Source organism: Caballeronia sp. SBC1 (genome assembly GCF_011493005.1).
GTDB lineage: Bacteria > Pseudomonadota > Gammaproteobacteria > Burkholderiales > Burkholderiaceae > Caballeronia.
In genome coordinates, this window is record NZ_CP049157.1 from 195,242 (window position 1) to 218,635 (window position 23,394).

General features: G+C 59.3%; 21 protein-coding genes and 1 pseudogene. 11 read left to right on the forward strand and 11 right to left on the reverse strand.

The window, feature by feature from the left end; all coding sequences use genetic code 11:
- The first annotated feature begins 57 nt into the window (after positions 1-57).
- On the forward strand, positions 58-285 hold the full coding sequence (locus SBC1_RS18780) for a DUF2934 domain-containing protein (protein WP_165988971.1): 228 nt from the start codon (positions 58-60) through the stop codon (positions 283-285).
- 888 nt (positions 286-1,173) lie between these two features.
- Here the strand turns inward: SBC1_RS18780 and SBC1_RS18785 are convergent.
- Positions 1,174-1,473 carry a DUF4148 domain-containing protein gene (locus SBC1_RS18785; RefSeq protein ID WP_165099532.1) on the reverse strand — a complete coding sequence of 100 codons (300 nt, stop codon included), beginning with the start codon at positions 1,471-1,473 and terminating at the stop codon, positions 1,174-1,176.
- A 369-nt stretch (positions 1,474-1,842) separates the two neighbouring features.
- Between SBC1_RS18785 and SBC1_RS18790 the strand changes: the two genes are divergently transcribed.
- The gene (locus SBC1_RS18790) at positions 1,843-2,439 is read left to right on the forward strand and encodes an undecaprenyl-diphosphatase (RefSeq protein WP_165099529.1); all 597 of its coding nucleotides are present in this window, start codon (positions 1,843-1,845) and stop codon (positions 2,437-2,439) included.
- 328 nt (positions 2,440-2,767) lie between these two features.
- The gene (locus SBC1_RS18795; protein WP_165099522.1) at positions 2,768-3,049 is read left to right on the forward strand and encodes a hypothetical protein; all 282 of its coding nucleotides are present in this window, start codon (positions 2,768-2,770) and stop codon (positions 3,047-3,049) included.
- Positions 3,050-3,109: 60 nt separating this feature from the next.
- Here the strand turns inward: SBC1_RS18795 and SBC1_RS18800 are convergent, their stop codons facing one another.
- The 3 genes from SBC1_RS18800 to SBC1_RS18810 form a co-directional block, all read right to left on the reverse strand.
- On the reverse strand, positions 3,110-3,664 hold the full coding sequence (locus SBC1_RS18800; protein ID WP_165099519.1) for a cytochrome b: 555 nt from the start codon (positions 3,662-3,664) through the stop codon (positions 3,110-3,112).
- Between the two features lie 168 nt (positions 3,665-3,832).
- The gene (locus SBC1_RS18805; RefSeq protein WP_165099514.1) at positions 3,833-5,158 is read right to left on the reverse strand and encodes an ATP-binding protein; all 1,326 of its coding nucleotides are present in this window, start codon (positions 5,156-5,158) and stop codon (positions 3,833-3,835) included.
- Positions 5,122-5,796, reverse strand: a complete 675-nt coding sequence (locus tag SBC1_RS18810; RefSeq protein WP_165099511.1) for a response regulator transcription factor — start codon at positions 5,794-5,796, stop codon at positions 5,122-5,124. Before SBC1_RS18810 ends, SBC1_RS18805 begins: the two co-directional genes overlap by 37 nt.
- Before the next feature lie 429 nt (positions 5,797-6,225).
- Between SBC1_RS18810 and hpnJ the strand changes: the two genes are divergently transcribed.
- From hpnJ to SBC1_RS18825, 3 genes are all read left to right on the forward strand, one after another.
- A complete protein-coding gene (gene hpnJ, locus SBC1_RS18815) occupies positions 6,226-7,647 on the forward strand; it encodes a hopanoid biosynthesis associated radical SAM protein HpnJ (protein ID WP_165099508.1) in 1,422 nt (473 codons plus the stop codon).
- 158 nt (positions 7,648-7,805) lie between these two features.
- Entirely contained in the window at positions 7,806-8,960 is a 1,155-nt protein-coding gene (gene hpnI / locus SBC1_RS18820) for a bacteriohopanetetrol glucosamine biosynthesis glycosyltransferase HpnI (RefSeq protein WP_165101519.1), read from the forward strand.
- An 88-nt stretch (positions 8,961-9,048) separates the two neighbouring features.
- The gene (locus tag SBC1_RS18825; RefSeq protein WP_165099497.1) at positions 9,049-10,086 is read left to right on the forward strand and encodes a lysylphosphatidylglycerol synthase domain-containing protein; all 1,038 of its coding nucleotides are present in this window, start codon (positions 9,049-9,051) and stop codon (positions 10,084-10,086) included.
- Positions 10,087-10,124: 38 nt separating this feature from the next.
- Here SBC1_RS18825 and SBC1_RS18830 read toward each other — a convergent pair whose 3' ends face one another.
- The 3 genes from SBC1_RS18830 to SBC1_RS18840 form a co-directional block, all read right to left on the reverse strand.
- Positions 10,125-10,745 carry a hypothetical protein gene (locus SBC1_RS18830; RefSeq protein ID WP_165099490.1) on the reverse strand — a complete coding sequence of 207 codons (621 nt, stop codon included), beginning with the start codon at positions 10,743-10,745 and terminating at the stop codon, positions 10,125-10,127.
- A gap of 65 nt (positions 10,746-10,810) precedes the next feature.
- Complete coding sequence (locus tag SBC1_RS18835) at positions 10,811-11,938, reverse strand: VIT1/CCC1 transporter family protein (RefSeq protein WP_165099487.1); 1,128 nt, start codon at positions 11,936-11,938, stop codon at positions 10,811-10,813.
- Between the two features lie 745 nt (positions 11,939-12,683).
- Positions 12,684-13,501, reverse strand: a protein-coding gene (locus SBC1_RS18840; protein ID WP_243830307.1) for an IS5 family transposase whose coding sequence is annotated in 2 segments (ribosomal slippage) — positions 12,684-13,153 and positions 13,153-13,501 — 819 coding nt in all. Because the reading frame shifts where the segments join, the coding sequence is not laid out codon by codon here.
- 150 nt (positions 13,502-13,651) lie between these two features.
- Here SBC1_RS18840 and SBC1_RS18845 point away from each other — a divergent pair.
- Positions 13,652-14,975, forward strand: a pseudogene (locus SBC1_RS18845) (IS701 family transposase).
- 490 nt (positions 14,976-15,465) lie between these two features.
- Here the strand turns inward: SBC1_RS18845 and SBC1_RS18850 are convergent.
- The 4 genes from SBC1_RS18850 to SBC1_RS18865 form a co-directional block, all read right to left on the reverse strand.
- Positions 15,466-16,137 (reverse strand): DUF1028 domain-containing protein, encoded by a 672-nt coding sequence (locus SBC1_RS18850; protein WP_165099478.1) that lies wholly within the window; start codon positions 16,135-16,137, stop codon positions 15,466-15,468.
- 13 nt (positions 16,138-16,150) lie between these two features.
- Entirely contained in the window at positions 16,151-16,564 is a 414-nt protein-coding gene (locus SBC1_RS18855; protein WP_165099475.1) for a RidA family protein, read from the reverse strand.
- Positions 16,565-16,571: 7 nt separating this feature from the next.
- A complete protein-coding gene (locus SBC1_RS18860) occupies positions 16,572-18,056 on the reverse strand; it encodes a 4-hydroxyphenylacetate 3-hydroxylase family protein (protein WP_165099472.1) in 1,485 nt (494 codons plus the stop codon).
- Positions 18,057-18,147: 91 nt separating this feature from the next.
- Entirely contained in the window at positions 18,148-18,720 is a 573-nt protein-coding gene (locus tag SBC1_RS18865; RefSeq protein WP_165099465.1) for a flavin reductase family protein, read from the reverse strand.
- A 157-nt stretch (positions 18,721-18,877) separates the two neighbouring features.
- Between SBC1_RS18865 and SBC1_RS18870 the strand changes: the two genes are divergently transcribed.
- The 4 genes from SBC1_RS18870 to SBC1_RS18885 all read left to right on the forward strand — a co-directional run bounded on the left by SBC1_RS18870 (position 18,878) and on the right by SBC1_RS18885 (position 23,386).
- A complete protein-coding gene (locus SBC1_RS18870) occupies positions 18,878-19,801 on the forward strand; it encodes a LysR family transcriptional regulator (RefSeq protein ID WP_165099461.1) in 924 nt (307 codons plus the stop codon).
- Between the two features lie 155 nt (positions 19,802-19,956).
- Positions 19,957-21,135 carry an SRPBCC family protein gene (locus SBC1_RS18875; protein ID WP_165099458.1) on the forward strand — a complete coding sequence of 393 codons (1,179 nt, stop codon included), beginning with the start codon at positions 19,957-19,959 and terminating at the stop codon, positions 21,133-21,135.
- A gap of 27 nt (positions 21,136-21,162) precedes the next feature.
- Positions 21,163-22,320, forward strand: coding sequence for an ABC transporter ATP-binding protein (locus SBC1_RS18880; RefSeq protein ID WP_165099451.1), 1,158 nt, complete (start codon positions 21,163-21,165; stop codon positions 22,318-22,320).
- A 1-nt stretch (position 22,321) separates the two neighbouring features.
- A complete protein-coding gene (locus SBC1_RS18885) occupies positions 22,322-23,386 on the forward strand; it encodes an ABC transporter substrate-binding protein (protein WP_165099448.1) in 1,065 nt (354 codons plus the stop codon).
- The last annotated feature ends 8 nt before the right edge of the window (positions 23,387-23,394 follow it).

The window sequence follows — 23,394 nt, forward strand, 5'->3', positions numbered from 1 at the left end:
CGCTTTGCGTTGACTGGCGTTTTTCGGATCGGAAACTCACTTTTTACGGGGCAGACTATGGACGTCCAAATGTCGGAAGAGCAGATTCGCACGCTGGCGTTCCATCTTTGGGAACAAGACGGTAGTCCCGATGGACGCGCAGACGAGTATTGGGAGAAAGCACGGCGGCAACTAGGTCTCGAAGATGCCGCACAGGGTGAAAGCGGAGTGGACGAGGGCGAGAGGGAGACTGCAGGATTCGGCGAAGATCCTGAAGCGACGTCGAACCGTCCGCTGACAGAATAAAAGCCGCTACGCCGGGGCGAATCCGGTCTTGAGATCACGCGGGGCGATTCGACGCAACGCGAGTTTCCTTTCCATCTCGCACCTCGCGCCTTGCTTTGCAGAACGGCAACACCTTCGGAAAGCAGCACGCCACGTATGCATCGCGCGTGATACCGCATCGCTGTTCACGTGGTCATTCTTGTAACGTATCCGACTTGCGAGGCACAAGTCGCTGACATCAACGGATCTTAGGTGGTGATGTTGTGCAAACTTTGACCGTAATCGGATTCCGGTTAAACCTCTAGCGTTCGCTACGTGCCGTATCAAACGCGGACCACCTGCGCTCGCCCTTGCGTGCCTTCAATACTGTTGCCCTAAACATACGCTTAACGACACTCAGAGCCACGCTGGCCCAGCCGGAGCAGGTTTGCGCGCCCGCATTGGTAACACTACCAATGTCCTGAACCTGGCAGTTGGCGCCTACTGGAAGAACACGAACTGCGGCTGTCCGGTGTTTAGTCTCGGGATTGCGCCATTGCGCATATGTCTACCGGGGTACGCCGTTGTTTTCGCCGATAACTAAACGAAGTGGTGTTCAACATGAAGACGTTCAATCATCTCAATGCCGTGACCTCGTCGCTTGCAGGAAGCCGTAGCAAGGTATCCAAGGGAGTACCCAAAACTGAAAAACAATGCTCGTCCTATGTGTCGATGCTCCAGGCGCCCATGACCGTGCTAGCCTGCAACGTCTCCGATCGTGCCGACATTACCGCCGTTGCAATACTTGGGTACAACTAGCCGCGTTGTTGCAAGGGTGTTCTTCTGAAGCTGCAACGAGAAGGCCGCATCGAGTGGATCGATGCGACCCGCGCCCCTCTTGGCCGATGGTCCAGCCCTGTTCACCCAGCCCTAGTTCGCAGCATCAGTGCGCGGTGACGCGGTAGCCGTAGCCGCTGCCACCGCACTGCTTCCGTGTGCACCGCTCTCCGATGCATACGCGTTATTGCTCGCTTGCACGCGTTGTTCTGCGGCCTGTATCTCATCGGGATAATGAATTTGCTTGGCTTCGGGCTGGTAGCCCGCGCGCTCTAACTGAACAAGTTCAGCGCGTACTTCGGCACGCGTACCGGGACCATTGCTGGTTTGCGCGAACGATACGGCCGGAATAATCAAAACGGCAGTCAGCAATGCACATATAAGCTTTTTCATGATAAGCAGACCTCTATAAATGTGGCTCCAGTCACCATGATTGAAGCCCTTGACTCATCGATCGACACATCGACACATCGACTCATCGCCGCAAAACGGCGGAGAGCGGGACTTCATTTTGTGCAACGAGCGATCACCGCACCCTGACGCAGCGATTACAAGCTTGTTATCTGCGTGATCGAACCGTGCCGCGAGGCTCAGTTCGGGTTCGCTCGGGTTCGCTCGGGTTCGCTCGGGTTCGCTAATGGGTAGGCGATTCGTCGCCACGCATTTCCTGCGACGAAACTAAACCTTTATTCCCGCCTCCATAAGCGTCCGCTAAGCCTGCGACGATAAGCTCGCCGAACATCCACCCATTTATCGCCGGCTATGGAAGCACTGAACCACACTCTCTTTTTGTTGATCAACGCATCGGCTCAGCCAGACTCTGTCGTCGTGGCATTGGCCATGCTGTTCGGCGAATACGCTATCTGGCTCGTACCCGCCACGCTCGTCGCGCGCTGGCTGCGCGGCAATGACCTCGAGCGGCCGCGACTGATCGAGGCAAGCGCGTCAGCGCTGCTTGCCTTACTGGCCGCGCAGATCATTGGCGTGATGTGGCCACATCCGCGGCCTTTCATGATTGGCCTTGGTCATACGCTGATTTTGCACGGAGCGGATTCATCGTTTCCCAGCGACCATCTGACGTTCTTGTGGGCGGTCGCATTCAGCCTGCTGATGCACCCCGAAGCACGTCGCGCGGGATCGGTTCTCGCGCTTCTTGGCCTGCCAATGGCATGGGCGCGGATCTATATCGGCGTCCATTTCCCCTTCGATATAGCGGGCGCGGCGCTCGTGTCGGGAATCAGCGCGTGGGTTTGTGCACTCACGGGCCGCTGGTTCGCAGTCCCGGTCGTTCGGGCCGCGATGCTTGCGTATAGGCCGTTGTTCGGACCGCTGATCCGGCGCGGCTGGGTGACACGATAACCCCGCGATAACCCCGCAACACCCCGCGAGACCCTCGACAACCTTGATAGCCTGCTGCAACAGCCGGTCTCCAACGGGTTCGGCAGGCGTAACAAACCAATGCTTAAGGCTTGCTTAAGCCAACTATCAGTCGATAATTTTTTACCCATCAATCGATTCGCGATCCTAATCACCATACCTTGATCGTAATAGCACATCGGCTTCAATATTTGCTTAAGGCTTGCTTAAGTGAATCCAGTAATAAAAAAATATACCGCTCAATACGAAGCCAAAACCGCCGATAGACCGTATGCATTACCGCAACTTACCTATCCAGGAGAACAGCTAAATGAACGTCAACCCACTCACCCAGCCCGCGTCGCCGCCGGCAACTGCCGCAGCTTCAACGGCGTCTGCACCCGCAACGACCGTAGCCAGCCCAGCCAGCAAGCCCCCCGCAGCGAGCGCGGCAGCTCCGCAGGCGTCGTCAACGGTCAGCATTAGCAATGCGGGACGCGCTGCACTGGCGGAAGCAACTGAATCAGCCGCGACCACGGCGAAAGAAGCGGGCGGCGGCGATCGGCAAGCGCAAAGATTGCTGGCCAAGGAAGTCGCGAGGAAGATCAGCTAGATCGCGGCAGGCGCCTTCAAGGCTGCGGGAGAGCAGCCTCGTTTTGATGAACCAGATCTCTCAGCGCATCTTGCGCACGCCGGGCAGCATCCTGCCCAGCGTGCCATCACGGATGACGAACTGGTGGAACAACACAGCCAGCACGTGCAGTCCAATGAGAACCAGCAGGACCCACGCGGTGAGCTTATGGACGTCGCCAAGCGCATGCCCAAGCGCTGAACCTGTGGCAGCAAGCGCAGGCAGCGGCACTACATGGAACAGCGACACGGCCCAACCACGTGCCGAAGCGTTCGCCCATCCCATCAACGGCAGCGCGATCAGCAACACGTAAAGCAACCCGTGGGTAAGCTTGGCGGCCAATCTCATTGACGGCGGCAGGACGCTCGATTCAGCGGGCGGCTTGTGACTGACACGCCATGCGAGCCGCATCAGTACCAGCAACACGATCGTTGCGCCGAAAGACAAATGGAGCCCGATCAAACCGACCGGCTGCGTGTCGTGATGAACATTTGGCATCAGCCAGCCGATAACGTACTGCACGACCAGCAACAACACAGTAAGCCAGTGAAAAAGCCTGGCGGGCGCACTGAAGGCGAGGGTTTCGCTTGTTTGCATCGAGGAGGGGCTAAAGAGGATGTTTTGTTGGGCGGTGACCGTTCACGTGGTTTGTCCACGTTGCGGCCCGCAAGAGCGAACGGAACCCGGACTACCTGTTAATAAAACGGATGCCTTAGCGCAGACTTAGGAGACGCCCGATCCTTGCAACCCACGCGTCATCGCGCGCTAAAGCAAATGATAATAAATCGCATGAAAACCATCGCTGGCGTTCTGCAATTCAAGGCGTCCGCCGTTGCGGCGAGCAATCTCGGAAACGATTGAAAGACCGAGCCCGCTTCCGCTGGACACAGTCCCCGGCACGCGATAAAACCGCTCGGTCACACGGACAAGCTGGTCATCGGGAACACCGTGTCCCGAGTCCTTGACGCTGCAGACAAGATAGCCTTCGCGATTCACCACGGCAACGTCAACCTTGCCGCCTTCGGGCACATACCTCACCGCATTGTCTACCAGGTTGCGCAGTGCAATGGTGACAGCCGACGCGTCCACGTCGACCTGGATGTCGTCCACGTGCTTGAGTCCGAGATCCACGTTTTTCGCATTGGCTACGTTGACCGCGTCCTGGATCGCATCTGTGGCAAGCCGGTGAAGCGACACGAGGGAATGCGCAGGCGCGGCTGCATGCTGCGAACGGGCCAACGCGAGCAGTTGTTCGACCAGTCTCGCAGTGCGATGCACGGCAGCCTGCAAGGCCGCCAGCCGCGCTCGTTCGTCCTCCGGGTCGGTGGCCGCCGTGAGACTCTCGGCCTGCAACGTCAGCGCGGCCAGCGGCGAGCGCAGCTCGTGCGCAGCGTCGGCGATAAACCGCCGCTGCTGCGCCATTGCGTCCTTGAGCCTGCTGATCAGGCGATTGATCGAGCGGATGAAGGGCAGCAACTCCTTCGGGATTCCGAACTCCGACAACGCGTCGAGCGTGACCTCGTCTTGCCCGTCCACGATTGCTGCAAGGCGGCGCACGGGCGCTAACGCACCGCGAGTGATCAGCGCGATCACAATCAGCAGAAGCGGCGTCAGCGCGAGCATGGGCAGCAGCGTTCGCAGCGAACCGTCATGAGCGATCTCGTCCCGGATGGTCGAGCGCTCGGCCACCAGGAGGCGGTCGCCGCCTTGCAACGTCTGCACATTGACGCGCCAGCGCCTGCCTTCGAAGTCGACATTCTGGAACCCCTCAGCGAGGGTATCGAGCCGCGGTAAAGGCACCTCGATGCTGGTCCCGGATGCACCGGGACTCACGCGTGAAATGATCATCGACATACCGTTGCCATGCGCGTCGGGCCACGTCACCGTGGGGGCGGCGAGCATCAGCTTGCCGCTGTTGATCAATACGCCGATGTCATGCAAATGGCTGTCCTGCAGCCGGCTCGCTTCCCGGTACCCACCAGCAAATGACAGCGCGCCACCCATCAATGCGAACGCCACAATGATGCCGATGATCGACCACGTCAGTTGTCTTGTCAGCGAGCGTGGCTTTCGTCCCTGTCGACCATCCATCCCACACCTCGTATGTTGCGAATCGCGCTATGCCCGATCTTCTTTCGAATTGCATGGATCAGGTATTCGACGGCATTGCTGTCGACCTGCTCGTTCCAGCCGTAGACCCGGTTCTCGAGTTCGCTCCTCGACAGAATGATGCCGGGACGCGAGAGCAACGCCCTCAGCACCGCGAACTCACGACCCGACAAACGGCACTCGACGTCGTTATATACCGCGACCAGCGTGCGGGGATCGAGCGACAGCTTGCCGCTTGAAAGCGTGGCGTCCGGGTGGTGGCCGAGCTTGCGTGTTGCCGCGCGCAGCCGCGCCAGCATTTCGTTCAGATTGAACGGCTTGACCAGGTAATCGTCCGCCCCGCTGTCCAATCCTTCGATACGGTCATCCACGCCGTCGCGCGCGGTCATGATGAGGACGGGCGTATCCGCGTCACGTTTGCGGAGGTCGCGCAGGATGCTCAGGCCATCTCCTTGAGGCAGGTTCAGGTCGAGCAGCACGGCGTCATGTTCGCGGCCGAGCAACGCACCCATTGCCGAGGGTGCGTCCATGACCCAGTCCGCGACATAAGCCGCATCGTGTAGTGCGCGAGCGATCGCAGTACCGATCAGCTCGTCGTCCTCTACCACCAGGATGCGCATGCGAGTGCCTTCCGTTAAACGAGATTACAGCCAAGGTTACAACCAAGATTACAAAAGGTTCAGGTTGCCTAACTATCAGCTAAGTATGGCGGTCTATTTTACTTCCACGGTCCGCACCACGACATTTTTTACATACTTGCGATCAACATTTTCCCCTTCTGTCACGCCGCCGACATGTTCGCATGCGCGAGTGGCTTTGTGCGCCTTTCACCAGGAGCACGACCAGATAAAAATCACTACAACCTATCGACTAACTTTCATTCCCATTAAGAAAACTGTCGCCCCACTTCTCTCAAGACCTGAATTCAACACCCATCGCGAAACGTCCGCTCCATTCGAAATGGATAAGCCTTTCATCACACGGCCGTAACGTTCGTTCCGTCCAATCAGTCCCTGTATTTACCCACATCGCGCCTTTCCGGAGTACCCATGAAAACACTGTTCCTCCAAGCCCCTTCTTACGACGGTTTTGACGGCGGAGCGGGTTCGCGATATCAGGCAAAGCGTGAAGTCCGGTCGTTCTGGTACCCGACATGGCTCGCGCAACCGGCCGCGCTGATTGAAGGAAGCCGTTTGCTCGATGCGCCCGCCGATGGCCTCTCGGTGCAAGCATCGCTCGACATCGCAGAACAATACGACCTCGTCGTCATTCATACGAGCACGCCGTCGTTTCCGACCGACACGCTGTTCGCCGAGCAGTTAAAGCAAAGAAAGCCGGCGGTACTCGTGGGCATGGTGGGCGCGAAGGTCGCGGTCGACCCGCACGATTCGCTCGTGGCTAGTGAAGCAATCGATTTCGTGTGCCGCGAGGAATTCGACTTCACTTGCCGTGATATTGCGCATGGTCTGCCGCTTGCGTCGATTCCGGGCTTGAGCTACCGCTTGGCCGACGGCGGGATCATGCACAACGAGGCTCGTCCGATTCTCGAGAACATGGACGAGTTGCCGTTTGTCGCGCCCATTTACAAGCGCGACCTGAAGATCGAGAACTACTTTATTGGTTACTTGAAACATCCGTATGTATCGATCTACACCGGGCGCGGCTGCAGGTCGAAGTGCACCTTCTGTCTCTGGCCGCAGACGGTCGGCGGACATCGTTACCGCACCCGTACCGTGGAAAACGTGCTCGAGGAAGTGAAGTGGATTCGCGACAACATGCCTGAAGTCAAGGAGATCATGTTCGACGACGACACCTTCACCGACTTCAAGCCGCGCGTGGAAGAGATCGCACGCGGACTCGGCAAGCTTGGCGTCACGTGGTCCTGCAATGCTAAAGCGAACGTGCCTTACACCACGCTCAAGATCATGAAGGAGAACGGCCTGCGTTTGCTGCTGGTCGGCTATGAGTCGGGCGACGACCAGATCCTGCTTAACATCAAGAAAGGCTTGCGTACCGATATCGCGAGGCGCTTTAGTGAAGATTGCCGCAAGCTCGACATCAAGATTCACGGCACCTTCATCCTTGGCCTGCCGGGCGAAACCCGCGAGACGATCCAGAAGACCATCGAATACGCGAAGGATATTAATCCGCACACCATCCAGGTGTCGCTTGCCGCGCCCTATCCCGGCACGACCTTGTACAAGCAAGCGGTCGACAACGGCTGGCTGCAGGAAAACAAGGTCATCAATCTCGTCAGTTCAAAGGGCGTCCAGCTTTCGGCGATCGGCTATCCGCATCTGTCGCGCGAAGAGATTTATCACGGCCTCGAAGAGTTTTATAAGCGCTTTTATTTCCGGCCGTCGAAGATCTGGGAAATCGTCCGCGAAATGCTGATGAGCTGGGAGATGATGAAGCGGCGCTTGCGCGAAGGCGTGGAGTTCTTCAAGTTTCTCCGGGCTCACGAGGCATGACCCCGGGCGTGCCCGACGTGCCCGGTCAGTTTTCCGGCCTGTCAGATCCGAAACACAGAAGGCTTCGAAGGCTGCTTCGAAGGCTGTATGTGAGATCCGCGTGGCTGGCGGGCGCTGGCCTGCTGGTCGCGTTCGCCATCCACGCCGCCAGCCCGCATATGGCGCATGTAACACTTGGATGGGCAGCTTATGTGTGCGGCGCAAGCGCGGTCTTCGGGATCCTGTACATGCTGGCTGCCGCGGCGTTGACGAGGCGCTTTCTTGCGCGCCCCTGCGCGGAGCCCATTTCGTTTCCCGGTGTGACCATCATCAAGCCTCTGCATGGGAATGAGCAGGCGCTGCTCGAAAACTTGTCGGGATTCTGCAAGCAGGATTATCCTGGCCCCGTACAGTACCTCTTCGGCGTCCACGACAAGACGGACCCCGCGCTCGACGTGGTGGAACGCTTGCGGCAGTTGCACCCTCAGGCTGAGATTGCGATCGTGGTCGATTCCCGGCTGTATGGCCCGAACCGCAAGATGAGCAATATCCTCAACATGCTGCCCAACGCCCAGCATGACATCCTGGTGTTCGCCGATAGCGACGTGGGGGTCGGCCCCGGCTACCTGCGCGGTATTGTCGGCGAGTTGCAAAAGCCGGGGGTTGGCTTGGTCACCTGTCTTTATCGTGGACTGCCGGATGCCGGGTTCTGGCCCCGCCTGTCCGCCAAGGCGAGCAACTACCAGTTCCTTCCCAGCGTCGTGGTCGGCATGGCGCTCCGGCTTGCACGGCCCTGTTTCGGACAGACCATCGCCTTGCGCCGGGCGACGCTTGAAAAAATTGGCGGCTTCTCACAGTTCACTCATCATCTTGCCGAGGACCACGCCATTGGAGAAGCAGTGCGGCAACTGGGGGAACAGGTCGTTGTTCCTCCTATCATTGTGACGCATGCGTGCGTTGAGACCAGCGCCTCACAACTGATCTCCCACGAACTGCGCTGGAGCCGTACGATCAGGACAATCGATCCGGCCGGCCACCTCGGCTCGGCGCTTACGCATCCGCTTGCGTTTGCCTTGTTCGCGATCGCTTTATCCGGCGCCGCCGTGTGGACATGGCCGCTCATGCTCGCGGCACTGTTCACGCGGCTCGCGCTGAAACTGCAACTGGACCACGCGCTTGGCCAGGCTTCGGGGGACCTATGGTTACTACCAATATGGGATCTCGTCTGCTTCGCCATTTTTGTCAGCAGCTTTTTCTCGACCCGGGTACTCTGGCGAGGTTTCCAGTTCAAAGTCGGCCGCGATGGCCTGCTCTATCCACTTGGGGAAAAGTGACTGTTGATGCGCAATGCCAGCCTTCGTTTGCGACGAGTCCTCGGCGTGTTCGTGGTGCTCACCGTTCATCATATTTCGCTTGCATCGCATGACTAAATATATTGGCCGTGCGATCGCTGCGCTTGGACTGATCGTGGCACTAGCGCTAGTGTGGCGCGAAGATCCCCGCTCGGTGTTCGCGCTGTTGCGCACAGCGGGCCCCGGCCTTGTCCTGGCCGCCGCAGTCCATGTCCTGCCGATGCTGGCCAATGCCCGCGACTGGCAAACGCTCATCACGGGAACGGGACGCCCGGGTCTGCCCGCCATGCTACGGCTCGTCTGGATTCGCGAGTCGGTCAACAGCTTGCTTCCGGTCGCGCGGATCGGCGGCGAGATCGTTTCGTTCCGGTTGCTGACCTGCGCCGGGTTGCGGGCATCGACTGCCGCGGCGAGCCTGGTCGTCGACATGCAGCTCACTCTGATCAGCCAGCTCGTGTTCACGCTCGTGGGCATAGCGTTCCTGCTGGGCCACGCCACACCCGGTGAACGCCAGCTTGCCGTAGACGTGCTCTGGGGGCTCGCCCTGCTCGCGCCGCTCCTCGCAGGATTCGCATTGATCCAGCACGTCAACCTGTTCGAAAGAATGACCCGCTTGTTCAATCGCCTGACAAGCGGCCAGATTGCGGCACTAGCCGGTCCCTCGCTACGCATCGACCAGTCAATCAAGCTGATCTGGAGAAGACACGGGGTTGTCTTGCGCTATCTGTTCATCTGGCAACCGCTGCAGTGTCTCGCCACGTCTCTCGAGATCTGGCTGGCGCTTTATTTTCTCGGTTCGCCGGTCAGTTTCGCTGAGGCTGTTGTGCTCGAATCGCTGATTCAAGCGCTCAGCAGCGCCGCGTTCTTCGTACCCGGCGCGCTCGGCATTCAGGAAGGTGGCTTCGTTCTGATCGGGGGCGCGTTGGGCCTCGATCCATCCGTGAGTCTCGCACTCGCGGGCGCACGACGTTTGCGCGATCTCCTCGTGTTCGTCCCGGGACTTTTTGCGTGGCAGCTTGCGCTGGCGCGCAAGCGCCGATCCCCGAGTGTCAACGGCTTAACGACCGATGTCGAACGACGCGCCGAACACCAATATGCTGACCATTAGGACTCTGCCGCCCTGCTGCGCGTCTTGAACATCGGCGCTCAAACTTTGCGCGCAACGTGCCAGAAATCGATTTTTTCCTCCAATCGCCGGCACTCGGTTTCCAGGCAATCGATGTCATGCGCCACATTGCCATACGACGCTCTCAGACTCGCGATCACCCGTTCCGGTACTGCCTGGAAATCCTGGAAATCAGACGCGGCACTGTGGAGAGCCGAGAAGAACGTACGCAGATCACGCCGCGTGTCGACAACCGCATCGTCACCTCGTCGGGTCGATGAAACCGGCTCGATCTGATCGACTAGCCGAATTGCATGTTCGATCTGCGAGCGGTTGTAGGTCGTCTGGAAATAGCTTCCGTCGCATGCACCATGGCACAGCGCAACGCTCGCCTGATCGGCGAGTCGGCGGCTGATGTTGACTACGGTGACCGTCTCACGCAAACGCTCAAGCCTGAGCGTGTACATGGCACGTCTCGCGCGAATGGCCTCCAGAGCCGGTAACGCTAGGCCAACTGAAACACCGACGACATTGCCTAGCGTGTTGTAGAAAGAAGCGACCGTACCCATTGACGTTCCGTACGCGTAAAAGCCCGCTAGAAGCGCAAAGGCCGTCATGCCCGCAACAGGCATCAGGCGCACTTTCGTCGCTCTAGCGCTCATCACGTTGCTCCGCGAAAAGTCCGTAGCTCGAACACCCGCTTACCGCAATCAAACCCATGCAACCCTCAGGATATTGACACTCCGAGCAAGTGCCCCACGCAGAACGTGAACGCCGCCGCAATACACCCGATAACGATCTGCCGCACTGCCGAAAACGCCGCGCCGCGTCCGTTGAAAAGCGACGTGAACACGCCGATTGCCGCGAGCGCCAGTGCGCTTAACGCAACGCACTGGATGATTGCCGCGAGTCCGCTGCTCCATAGGAACGGCATCGCCGGAAAAATTGCCCCTATCGAGAACAGACAAAACGAAACACCGGCTGCGGACCACGGATTCCCGCCCAATTCCGCAGGATCGAGCCCGAGTTCTTCACGTGTCAGCGTGTCGAGCGCCTTGTCCTTGTCACGCATGATCTGCGCGGCAACCCGCTTCGCTTCATCGCCATCCAGCCCTTTTGCCTGATAGATGAGCGCAAGTTCGTGCCGCTCAGCGTCAGGCGTGTGTTCAAGCTCGTCCGCTTCCTTGGCGATCTGGGTGCGTGCGAGTTCCCGCGCATTGGTCACGGAAAGCCACTCACCCAGCGCCATGGAACATGCACCCGCGATCAGACCGGCGAAGGCTGTCAGCAGGATTGTCTTGTTGTTGGTCCCCGCGCCTGCTACTCCCATGATCAGACAAAAATTCGATACCAGCCCGTCGTTCGCGCCGAGTACAGCCGCCCGTAGATCGTTGCCCGACGAGACGCCCTTGTGCCACGACTCCGCGTCGGCGATCTCCGCGCCCTTCGACCTTTGCGGGCGTTTGTGATTCGCCACGCTTTGCACCATGTCCGCATGCCGATGCTCTTCCTCGGCCATCTGCGCAGCATCTGGTTGCCCAGCGTATTTGTCCCGGTCCGCGTATTCGGCGGCTGCAACCGTGCGCAGTACAAAATCCGGTCCGAAGAGCCGTACGAGCGCCCGCATGACCCGGGTCTTGGCGCTGTACTGATGCGTCCGTACCTTGACTCCGTTCGCCCGAAGTTTCTCGCGCCACACTTGCGCGTGCTTGAACTCGGACGCAGCGAGTTCCGCATAAATGGCCTTCTTCGAACCATCTTGCTCGACGTTCGCCAGCGTTTCGTAAAGCGCTGCACTGTCGAGTTCGTCGGCCAGGTTTGACCTGAACCTTTTTAGCTCCGTCTTCGATGCCAAAGGATTGCTCTCCTCGCTGGATTACGGAAAATTTCTCAGTAAATCCTAACGGATCAAGCGTACTAACTGGTTAAAGACCCTTAACGTCTGCGTAATTGAGAATCGCAATGGTTTGTACGACGTTCGACTGGTCTCCAAGAACTCGTCTGGCACAGGAAGACGCATCGTAGGAATGGGTTAAAGCCGTGCTAAAGCCGCCCTCTAACTGAAGGCTATGCCACCATGCTTAGACAAGAATTAGCCACGCCTTTCAGTGCGCAGACAAGGCGCAGAATCAGGGCGGGGTCGTTCGCACTCGGGCGGTGTCTGTGCTGGGGGCTGGGGGCTGGGGGCTGGGGGCTGGTGCTTGCGGCGTTAGTGGTCGGGGTCAATGCCGGGTTGCTGCTTTCAGGGCCTTCGCGGGTTATATGTTGGCTATTTTCTTTATCACTATTAGCCACTGTGCGTGGCGGCACGTCATTTCTTTGTCCAAAGCGACAAAGAAACGAAGCAAAGAAAACGCTTTCACACCACGCTACCCTTAAGTGTCCACAGCGTGCAGTTTCTATTCATGGGTGCCCCAAAAGCACGGTGCTCGCCAGAGCCACGGATGTGTGAACCCCTCTTTCTCCGAACACGGATACCCACACGCTTCGCCACCAGTGACTGAACCTGCCCAAGGAACACCCCGCGCTATCCGCGTAAACCGCCCTCCGAATTTGTATGCATGTCGGGCCTCGCAGCCAAACCCACCTAAGAGGCGGTTTCAAAAAGGCTGAACAGATCGCTTGAGGGCGCTCCAACAGATGAGGCAAGCGGCGAACTTCAGGAAGGCTTCATGGATCTTGGCAAGTCGTTCATAGCGCACTCGAAGACGATGGAAATTATGGAACCATGCATGAGTCCGTTCAACTACCCATCGATATTTTCCGAGGCCACTGCCATGCTCGGAGCGGCGCTTCGCAAGAACGGGTTTGATACCCCGATCGCGCAATTTCTGCCGGTGTACGTCGGAGTCGTATCCGCGATCGGCGTAGACGACTTGAGGCTTTTTCAAAGGGCGACCGCGAATGCCTCGGATGGGTGGAATCGCGTCAATGAGCGGCAACAATTGTGTGATGTCATTGCGATTGGCACCGGTCAAGATGATCGAGAGTGGCACCCCATTTGCGTCGGTAGCGACATGGTGCTTGGAGCCTGGTCGCCCACGATCTACGGGGTTCGGCCCAGTTTTTGGCCCGCCCCGATAGCCCGCACGGAAGACGAATCGAGAATCACGCGTGAGAAGTCGATTTGGTCGACTGCACGTAACTCGGCAAGCAGCAGTTCGTGCAGTCGATCCCACACGCCTGCTTCTTGCCAGTCTCGCAAGCGGCGCCAACAGGTCACCCCAGAGCCGCAACCCATTTCGGCGGGTAGATCGCGCCAACGCAGTCCGGTGCGCAACACAAACAAAATGCCGCTCAATGCTGCGCGATCGGGTACCGGTTTGCGACCCGGGTACTTCTCGCGTCGAGGCTTCGGCTGTGGCAGTAAGGGTTCGATTCGTTTCCACAATTCGTCGTCAATGATTGGCTTGTCCATCCCCTTGACCTCGTTGTCATGACGACCAAGGTTAACAGCATGTCCATGAAGTTAACAGCCCCTTCATGTCTTTTTGAAACCGTCTCTAATACTACAGCCGTAGATTTTTTACTATACTAATAGTATTTAGGATAACTACCAGATAAAGCTATGCACTCGACTGCAAGAACGTGGGAGCACGAGTTGGAGGCGCTGCACCATCGACTAGGAGAACTGTTCAGGCGCCCCGAGCCCCGACAGCGGTCACTCGCGTACCTGAAGGGCCTGCTGGGCACGGTCGAGCGCAAGAACGGCTGGCAACTCGCCGAGTGGATCGGTGAATCGACACCCGACGGCGTGCAGCACCTGTTGGAGCGGGCACAGTGGGATGCGGATGCCGCGCGCGATGTACTGCGGGAGTATGTTGTTGAACAACTGGGCGAACGTGACGCGGTGCTGATCGTGGATGAGACCGGTTTCGTCAAGAAGGGGCTCCACTCGGCCGGGGTGCAACGCCAGTACAGTGGCACTGCAGGCCGCATCGAGAATAGCCAGATCGGCGTGTTCCTCTGCTATGCCGGTTGTGGCGGCAGCGCGTTTATCGACCGCGAACTGTATGTGCCCAAGGCGTGGACCGATGACCGTGTGCGCTGCGAGGCAGCGGGCATTCCCGAGTCGGTGGAGTTTGCAACGAAGCCGCAACTCGCGCGCAGTATGCTTGAACGTACGCTGGATGCAGGTGTGCCGTGCGGCTGGGTCACGGGTGATGAAGTCTATGGCGGCGACCGTCAACTGAGGCTCTGGCTGGAGTCGCGCGGCCAGTCCTTCGTGCTGGCCGTCGCGAAGAACGAACCTCTATGGTGGCAGGGTCCCGACTACGTACGGGCCGACCAGATCGCCGAAGCCCTGCCGGCACGGGCGTGGCGACGCCTGTCAGCAGGTGCCGGCGCCAAAGGCGAGCGCCTGTATGACTGGGCGCTCACCCCGCTGTGGCGTCTGCAGATCAACACAGAAGAGCGCCGCTTCGGGCATTACCTGCTGGTGCGGCGCAGCCTGGACGAGCAACGCGAGCATGCGTATTACGTCGTATACGCCCCGCGCAGCAAAGCCACGCGGCAAATCCTGGTCAACGTAGCGGGCCGCAGGTGGGAAATCGAAATCGGCTTCGAAGCAACCAAAGGCGAATGCGGGCTCGATCAATATGAGGTACGCCGATGGCAGGGCTGGTATCGCCACATCACACTGGCCTTGTTGGCCCATGCCGTGCTTGTCACCCTGCGGGTGCGCGACAAAAAAAACACCTGAAGGTTTGGTACCGCTCAGTGTGCAGGAGATCCGCCGACTGCTTTGCCGCCTCCTATGGCGCGGCGCTCACTCCATCGAGTACGTGTTGTCATGGTCGATATGGCGTCGCAGGCATCAATACCGCGCCCTGCAGTGCCATTACCGGCGCCGAGGCTGCGTACCGCCAGTTTCCTTATATCTACGGCTGTAGTACTAAGAAACAACGCCGCAGGATGCGTCAGGCCGTAACCCGCGAAAATAACAGCGCAAACCGAGAAGCTAACGCACCAAGAAACGGAGGCAGTCAAAATACGTGAGGCCGTGCGGGTTCCTTGGCAACTGGTGCTTGCCCGAGAGCGTTGGGGGCGAAGCGTGTTCGTGTCAGGATTCGCGAGAAGGAGGGGTTCAGACATCCACCGTTCTGGCGAGCACCGTGCTTTTCGGGTACCACAAGCGCCCCGCCTGCACGCTGTGGACACTTATGAGCCCTCGTTCTGAAAGCGTTTTCTTTGCTTCGTTTCTTTGTCGCTTTGGACAAAGAAATGACGTGCCGCCACGCACAGTGGCTAATAGTGATAAAGAGAAAATCCGACTCACGCAGACCACTAACACCGAAAGCAGCAACCCGGCATTGACTCCAACCGCTAACCCCGGAACCTAACAACCTGCCATAACCTCCCGACCCCGAGTGCGAACGAAAGCTAGAGGTCTCCAGGTACCCCATACGACGGCGCCTGTTCAGGGCGTTTTGCGCGCGTCGCATAGTCGTTCATCTGCGGTTCATAGCGCTGCCAGAGCGCGCGTAAATCGGCGATAGGTTCATCGGACCAGTCCACCCGCAATTCCGCAAGCGGCCAGACGTCCCGCCCGTAAACGCAAAAGCCCGCCGAATGCACCGGTCCCGCCTCACCGCCTGCCGCCGCGCCCGCTTCAAGCGCCACGATCAAGCGCTCGGCGAGCGAACTCGCGTGAGACGCTTCGAACGCTTCGGCCATGGCGGCCGGGATACCATCGTGCGCAAGCAGATTGCCCGCCGCTATGCAATCACGCCCCGCCTTCGTCGCGATGGTGCCAAGCCCTTTCGCACCGGTAACCGCGTCTCGCGAACCGTCGGCGTCGAGTACCGCAAGCTGGCGCCACTCGGCGTAGGGCCGTGCATCCTGCAACTGCCGCAAAGTACTCTGCGCACCGAATCCCTGCGCCAGTAATTGCAGGCCAAGCACACCAAGGCGCGGATCGGTCACGTTCTGGCTCAACACCACGCCGTGCGGGCTGGCCCACAAGCAGCGGCTAGGCACCGCTATGCTCGAGCTGCACACAATGCCACCGACCGTGCCTGTACGCTCGCATCGGCCTGCCAGTGAAAAGGTCATGAGAAGACTCCGCTCAACTATTTGGAATGACGGCAATCACGTCGATCTCGACCAACCACTCGGGCCGCGCGAGCGCCGAGATCACGAGCCCGGTAGAGACCGGATACACGCCCTTCAACCACTTGCCCACCACCGTATAGACTGCCTCGCGATAACGGACATCGACGAGATATACCGTGATCTTGCAGATATCCTCGAGCTTGCTGCCAGCTTCCTCCAGCAGCATTGCAATGTTCGCCATGGCTTTTTCGGTTTGGACGGCAACGTCGCCTACACCCACCGATTCGCGCGTATCCAGATCCTGCCCAATCTGGCCGCGCAAGTACACCGTACCGTTCGCGACCACCGCCTGGCACAAGTCATTATCCAGTTTCTGCTCGGGGTAAGTCTCGCGAGTATTGAATTTGCGGATGCGGGTATGGCTCATAGTCACCTCACACAACGCGCTTGAGCCGCGGCTCTGCGCTGGATTGAACAACACGGTCTGACAGGTTCGCGGCCTTCTTCACGTAACCAAGCGTACTGTCGAAATCGAAGTTGCGGAACACGGCGCCCAGATGCGCGAACGGCGGCGATTGGGCAAATAACTGGAACGTCAGCCGATGTCCGGCGTAGTCGGAATTCAGTAAATCACGGGCGAACGCAAGCAGCTTGCGGCGGTCGTCGGAGACCCAGTTTTCATTGACGGTGTAGTACTTGTCGAGCCAGTCGCTGATCTCGGGATTCGCAAACGACGCCGCATCTGGCGTGACGCAAATCTGGCCGCCGCACAACTCGCGGGCAAGATGCATCATCTCGTGAAGCCGCGAACACGCTTGCACGCGGCCCGTATAAAGCAGCGACTGATTGGGCATCATCAGCCCCGCAGGACTACGCTCGCCGCATGCAATAGACGCTGTCAAATGCGCATTGATGGTCTCCCTGTACACCGCGAGTGTGGACAATTTCTCCTGCACGGCCTGCTGCTTTTCGAGCCCGGTCTGACGCGCGTTGAACAGCGCCGTACCAATCATCAGGTCGGCCAGACGCAGGTTGCGCTGAACGAATGCAAATGCGCTATAGCGATGCAGCGTGGCGCGAATAAACGTGGCGGCCTTCGTGTGCTGGTAGAACAGCACGTCTTCCCACGGGATCAGCACGTTGTCGAAGATCAGCAGCGTATCGATTTCATCGCAGCGGTTAGAGAGCGGGTAGTCCTCCGGATTCGCCCGGCCCGCGAAGCCCGTGCGGCAGATAAACTTGAGTCCCGGCGCAGACATGTTGACGATAAACCCGACCGCGTAGTCGGAGAGTTTCGCGTCGCCCCAGTTCGCGATAGTCGGCTTGACGAACGCCTGGTTCGCATAGGCGGCCGCCGTCTCATACTTGGCGCCACGCACCACAATGCCGGCATCGGTTTCCTTCACCACGTGCAGCAGCATGTCCGGGTCCTGCTCCTGGGGCGGCTTCGAGCGATCGCCCTTCGGGTCTGTGTTTGCGGATACATGAAACGGATCCTCGTGCAGCGTGCGACGAATATGGCGCTCGATATTCTCCGCAAAACGCGGGTCCACTTCGTTGAGCACATCCTTGCCGTCATACAGCGACCACATCTCACCGATGGTTTCATCACCCACCCGCGTTGCGATTCCGCCCACGTCGTCGAGCACGGTATCCACCGCCAGCCGCTTGTCGTGCCAGTCCTGCTGCGTGTACGGCAGCTTCAGGCCGATCGCGTTGCGCTCGCCGGTCTTTTCATCCACATAGCTCATCACGCCCTGCGTCGCTTTCTCGTGCGCCATGTCGTAGATCCGCGCACGGATATCGACGATCGGCTTGAACATGGGGTGGGTAGTCACGTCGTTCACGCGTTCGCCATTGATCCAGACTTGCCGTCCGTCACGAATGGAATCGCGATACTGCTCGCCGGTTCTGATCATTTACTGTGCCTCGGTCCGTTGGGAATGTTGTTCGGGAAAGGAGTCCTGCCAGCAGCACCGGCATGTTCTGGATCGCCTGGAACGAGATCGTCTAAAAGGCCAGGAATTGGCCATAGTCGCGCTTGCAGTAGAGCAAGGGCATGTGCGTCACCGGCGCACGGGTGACGGCCGTCACTTCGCCGAAAAACACCGTGTGCGTGCCAATAACCTGCTGCGCCACCACGCGACATTCGAGCGCAGCCACGGCGCCGTCGATAAGCGGTACGCCCAGCGTGCCGGCCGTATGCGTGCAGCAGGAAAAATCGAAGGGCTTGGCCGTTGCGGAGCGGCCGGCGAACGTGTCCGCTATACCGCGCTGCGCCACGTTCAGCAGGTTCACCGCGAACACACCATTTTCTGCTAGTGCCGCATTCGCCGGGCTGCGTGTGTTGATACAGACGAGCAATGTGGGCGGGTCCGCACATACTGAACTGCAGGCGCTGACCGTGACGCCGAAGCGCTGGTCGCCGGTGCCAGTCGTCACCACGTGAACCGAGGTGGAGTTCGACGCCATGGAATCCAGAAACGCAGCGCGTAAGGCACTTACTTCGAAGGCACTTACTTCGCCGGCTCCCTTGTCTTCACTTTCAGTTGCGCATTCCGTTAAACCGCTGTCTCGTTGCATGTCGTCCCCCTCGCGTTTCCGCTAGCCTTTCGCAAAATCTACGCTCGGGCGCCGCATCCGAAAAACATATTTCAAAAATGCAAATCATCGCTTTTGCCTATGCAAGCCTATTTATGTCCACGCACAATAGGCGCTAGAAAAGACCACGGGGCGGATCATGGAACCTGCGCAATTACGCTATTCGCTGCGTCAGTTGAGGTACTTCGTCGTCACGGCTGAAGTCTTGTCGTTCACCGCCGCAGCCAAGCTGCTGCATATCTCGCAGCCATCCATCTCCACGGCGCTGGCGGACCTGGAGGTGTCGTTCGGCGTCCAGCTTTTTATCCGCCATCACGCAAGCGGGTTATCCCTGACGCAGGCGGGCCGGGACATGCTCGGACGTGCACGCGACCTGCTAAAGAACGCGGAAGACCTGCAGACAGCCGCCAAGGAAATGGACGGCGGCATGTCAGGCGCCATTACGCTCGGCTGCCTTGTCTCGCTCGCGCCGCCGCTCATGCCCGCAATGATGAGCCGCTTCCTCGCGAACCATGCGGGCATTGCGTTCCGCACGCTCGAAGCGCATCAGGAGGATTTGCTGCGTGGCCTGCACGACGGTTCGCTGGATATCGCGCTCACTTACAACCTCGACTTGACCGACGACATCGCCTTCACGCCGCTGCTTACGCTGCCGCCCTACGTGATCCTGCCCAGGACCCACAGGCTGGCACGCGCGCGCAGCGTCGCGCTGGCCGATCTGCGCGACGAGCCTTACGTGATGCTCGACCTGCCGCACAGCCGCGAATACTTCGCCGGACTCTTCGACGCGGTCGGCGCGCGGCCAATCCCCGCATTCAAGTCGTCGCAGCCCGAAGTCGTACGCGGCATGGTGGCGAACGGCCTGGGCTACAGCATCCTCAACTTCCCGCTCAAATCAAGCCGCACAGTGGACGGCGAAGATTTCGTGATCAAGCAGTTCAAGGATGAGGTGAACGCCACTACCCTGGGCATCGCGCAGTCCAGCAGCATGAAACCCCGCCAGGTCGTCCAGCATTTCGCCGCGTTCTGCGAGGCGGAAATCAAGCGCCAGCACGGCCGTTGAAACAATCTCGCTAGATAGGAAAAAGCTTGGTTCTACATGCAAAAACAATATTTTGGCTGGTAATTTGACTTGATAGATTGATGTCCATGCAGCGAGCAACCAGTAGCCAGGCTTGAGAGGGTTGCCACCGTCAATGAATGGGACAGGGAGGCGCGATGGGTTCTTCAACGGCATCCTCGGCGGCAGCGTCGATACCAGCGTCGACAGCATCCGGTGCTGGCCTGGACATCGTCCATCAGTTGCAGGCCAACTGTGAACGCCCGTTCAGCGACGCACGCTCGATGCCGCCTGCCGTCTACACCTCGCCTGCTTTCCTGGCGCTGGAACAGGAACGCATCTTCCGTCGCGAGTGGCTGTGCGTTGGCCGTGCGAGTACGCTCACTGAAGCGGGCGACTATCTCACAGCGGATATAGACGGTCAGCCGATTGTCGTGTTACGTGACGAGCATCTGGCATTGAAGGCATTTTCCAACGTGTGCCTTCACAGGATGTCGGTGCTGCTCGAAGGGCGCGGCAACACCCGCCGCATCGTATGTCCGTACCACGCATGGAACTACACGCTCGACGGCCAGCTCCACGGCGCCCCCATGATGGAGCGCCAAAGCAGATTTTGTAAGGAAAACTACCGATTGCCCACGGTGCGATGCGAAGCCTGGCAAGGCTGGATCTATGTGACGCTCGACCCGGATGCACCGCCGGTGGCGGAGCAGCTTGGCGCCCTCACGGATCTGATCGCCGACTACGGCATGACTGATTACAAGGAAACATTCTACGAAGAGCACGTCTGGGATACGAACTGGAAAATCCTCGCCGAAAACTTCATGGAGAGTTACCACCTGCCCATGCTGCACCGGGCAACCGTCGGGCCGCATTCGCGCCTTGACGAGATGGAATGCCCACCCGGCAGCGCTGCGTTCAATTACCACTGGATCACGAAGGAAGCGTCGCTTCCCATCGGTCAAGCGCATCCGGATAACCAGCGTCTTCAAGGGCATTGGCGCAAGACGACCGCGCTGCTCGCGATCTACCCGACTCATCTCGTCACGCTGACGCCGGGGTACTTCTGGTACCTCGTACTGCAGCCGCTGGGCACGAGCCGCGTCCATATCCGCTTCGGCGGCGGGCTGGCGCCTGAGTTCATCGCGGATCCGTTAGCCGCCCAATACATGGCGTCGCTCAAGGAGTTGCTGGACGCGGTCAACGAGGAAGACCGGCGTGGGGTGCAGGCTGTGTTCCGCGGTGTGCAGGCGCCGCTGGCAAAACCCGGCCATCTCAGTCATCTCGAACGACCGAACTACGACTTCGCGCATTACCTCGCACAGCAGCTTGCCTGACAAACTCACTCACCAGAGCACGACACGATGTCAACCCATTCCTTCATCTCCTTCGCGGGTGTGAGCAAGACGTATGACGGCGTTCATTACGTCGTGGAAGGGCTCGATCTCGAGGTGGCGAAAGGCGAGTTCGTCTCGCTGCTCGGACCGTCCGGGTCAGGCAAGACAACCACGTTGATGATGCTCGCCGGGTTTGAATCGGCGACACAGGGCGAGATCCGCCTGAATGGGAAACGTCTTGACGATAAACCGCCGCATCAGCGCGACATTGGCATGGTGTTTCAGAACTACGCACTCTTCCCGCACCTGACGATTGAACAGAACGTTGCGTTTCCGTTGTCAGTGAGAAGCGTTGGCAAAGCAGAACAAAAGGCGCGCGTGAAGCGGGCGCTGGAGATGGTGGAGTTGCCGCAACTGGCTTCGCGCCGACCGTCGCAGTTGTCGGGTGGACAGCAACAGCGTGTCGCCCTCGCCCGCGCGCTCGTGTTCGAACCAAGCGTGGTGCTGATGGATGAACCTTTGGGCGCGCTCGACAAACGTCTGCGCGAAACCATGCAATACGAAATCATGCGGCTGCATCGCGAGTTGGGATTGACGGTGGTGTATGTGACGCACGACCAGGCGGAGGCGCTGACCATGTCGGATCGCGTAGCCGTGTTCTCTGACGGACGCATCCAGCAGGCGGCAACCCCCACTGAACTTTATGAAAACGCGCACAACGCGTTCGTGGCGAATTTTGTTGGCGAGAACAACGGCCTGACGGGTCGGGTGCTCGAACAGGACACAAGCTGGGCGACGCTGGAACTGCCAGGCGGCGCGGTCATTCGCGGCCGCTGCGGGCGGGGTCTCAGGAACGGCGAGGAAGCAATGCTCGCGTTGCGCCCCGAGCGCGCGCACATAGCGTCCGCTGAAGCCGCGCACAACGCCGTGGACACCAATGTGGTGAGCGCGCGCGTGGAAGAACTCGTGTATTGCGGCGATCACCACCGCGTTCACTTGAAACTCGGGGAGCTTGGCCATGGCGACAACCTCATTGTCAAAGTCCCGAATACGCAGCACCACGATCTTCCGTCACTCGGCAGTGCAACCGCCGTGGCATGGCGCCACGACGACTGCAAGATCCTCGCAACGGCCGTTACTGTTAATTGCGGCCCTGCTCCGTCCTTCACCGCAGGAGTCCACTGACATGAAAGCAACACTCGTTCGAACCGGTCTGACGGGCATCGCCGGACTCACCCTCGCAGCGGCAAGCCTGTTCGCCGCCACCGCGCATGCAGCCGATACCATCTCGGTCGTGACCTTCGGCGGCGCTTATGAAGCCGCGGCCAAGAAAGCGTTCTTCGAGCCGTTCACGGCTGCGACCGGCATCGGCTTCTCGACTGAATCGTACGATGGCGGCCTCGCCAAGCTGTCCGCGATGGAACAGGCCAAGAACCCGACATGGGATCTTATCGACCTTGAATCCAACGACGCCATCACCGGTTGCGACGAAGGCCTGCTTCGCAAGATCGACCGCAAGTCGCTGGGCAACACCAGCGAATTCATCCCCGGCTCGATCATGGATTGTGCGGTAGCCGCCATGGTGTGGTCGACCGTGTACGCCTACGACACGACCAAGCTCAAAACCCCGCCGACCACGATCAACGACTTCTTCGACCTGAAGAAATACCCCGGAAAACGCGGCTTGCGCAAATCGCCGAAGGTAACGCTCGAATGGGCGTTGCTCGCCGACGGCGTGAAGCCCGCCGACGTGTACAAGGTGCTCGGCACGCCAGCCGGCGTCGACCGGGCGTTCAAGAAACTCGACACGATCAAGCCGAGCATTGTCTGGTGGGAAGCCGGCGCGCAGCCGCCGCAATTGCTCTCCGACGGCGCGGTGGTCATGACGCAGGCCTATAACGGCCGCATTGACGACGCGGTGCACAAGGACCACAAGCCGTTCGAATCCGTGTGGGACGGCCAGGTCTATGACTTCGAATGGTGGGGCATTCCGATGGGCGCGAAGAACGGCGACGCCGCGGCGAAGTTCATCGTTTCCGCCTCGAGCGCAAAAAGCTACGCAGACCTGACGAAGTACATTGCTTACGCGCCGCCGCGCAAGGACGCAATTCCCCTGATTGCGAAGGATCGTCTGAACGACTTGCCGACGGCCCCCGCGAACTTCAAGCATGCACTTCAGATCAACGCGAGCTTCTGGGCGGATAACGCCGACCAGATCAACAAGCGCTTCCAGGTCTGGCTGACACAGTAAGGCGACCC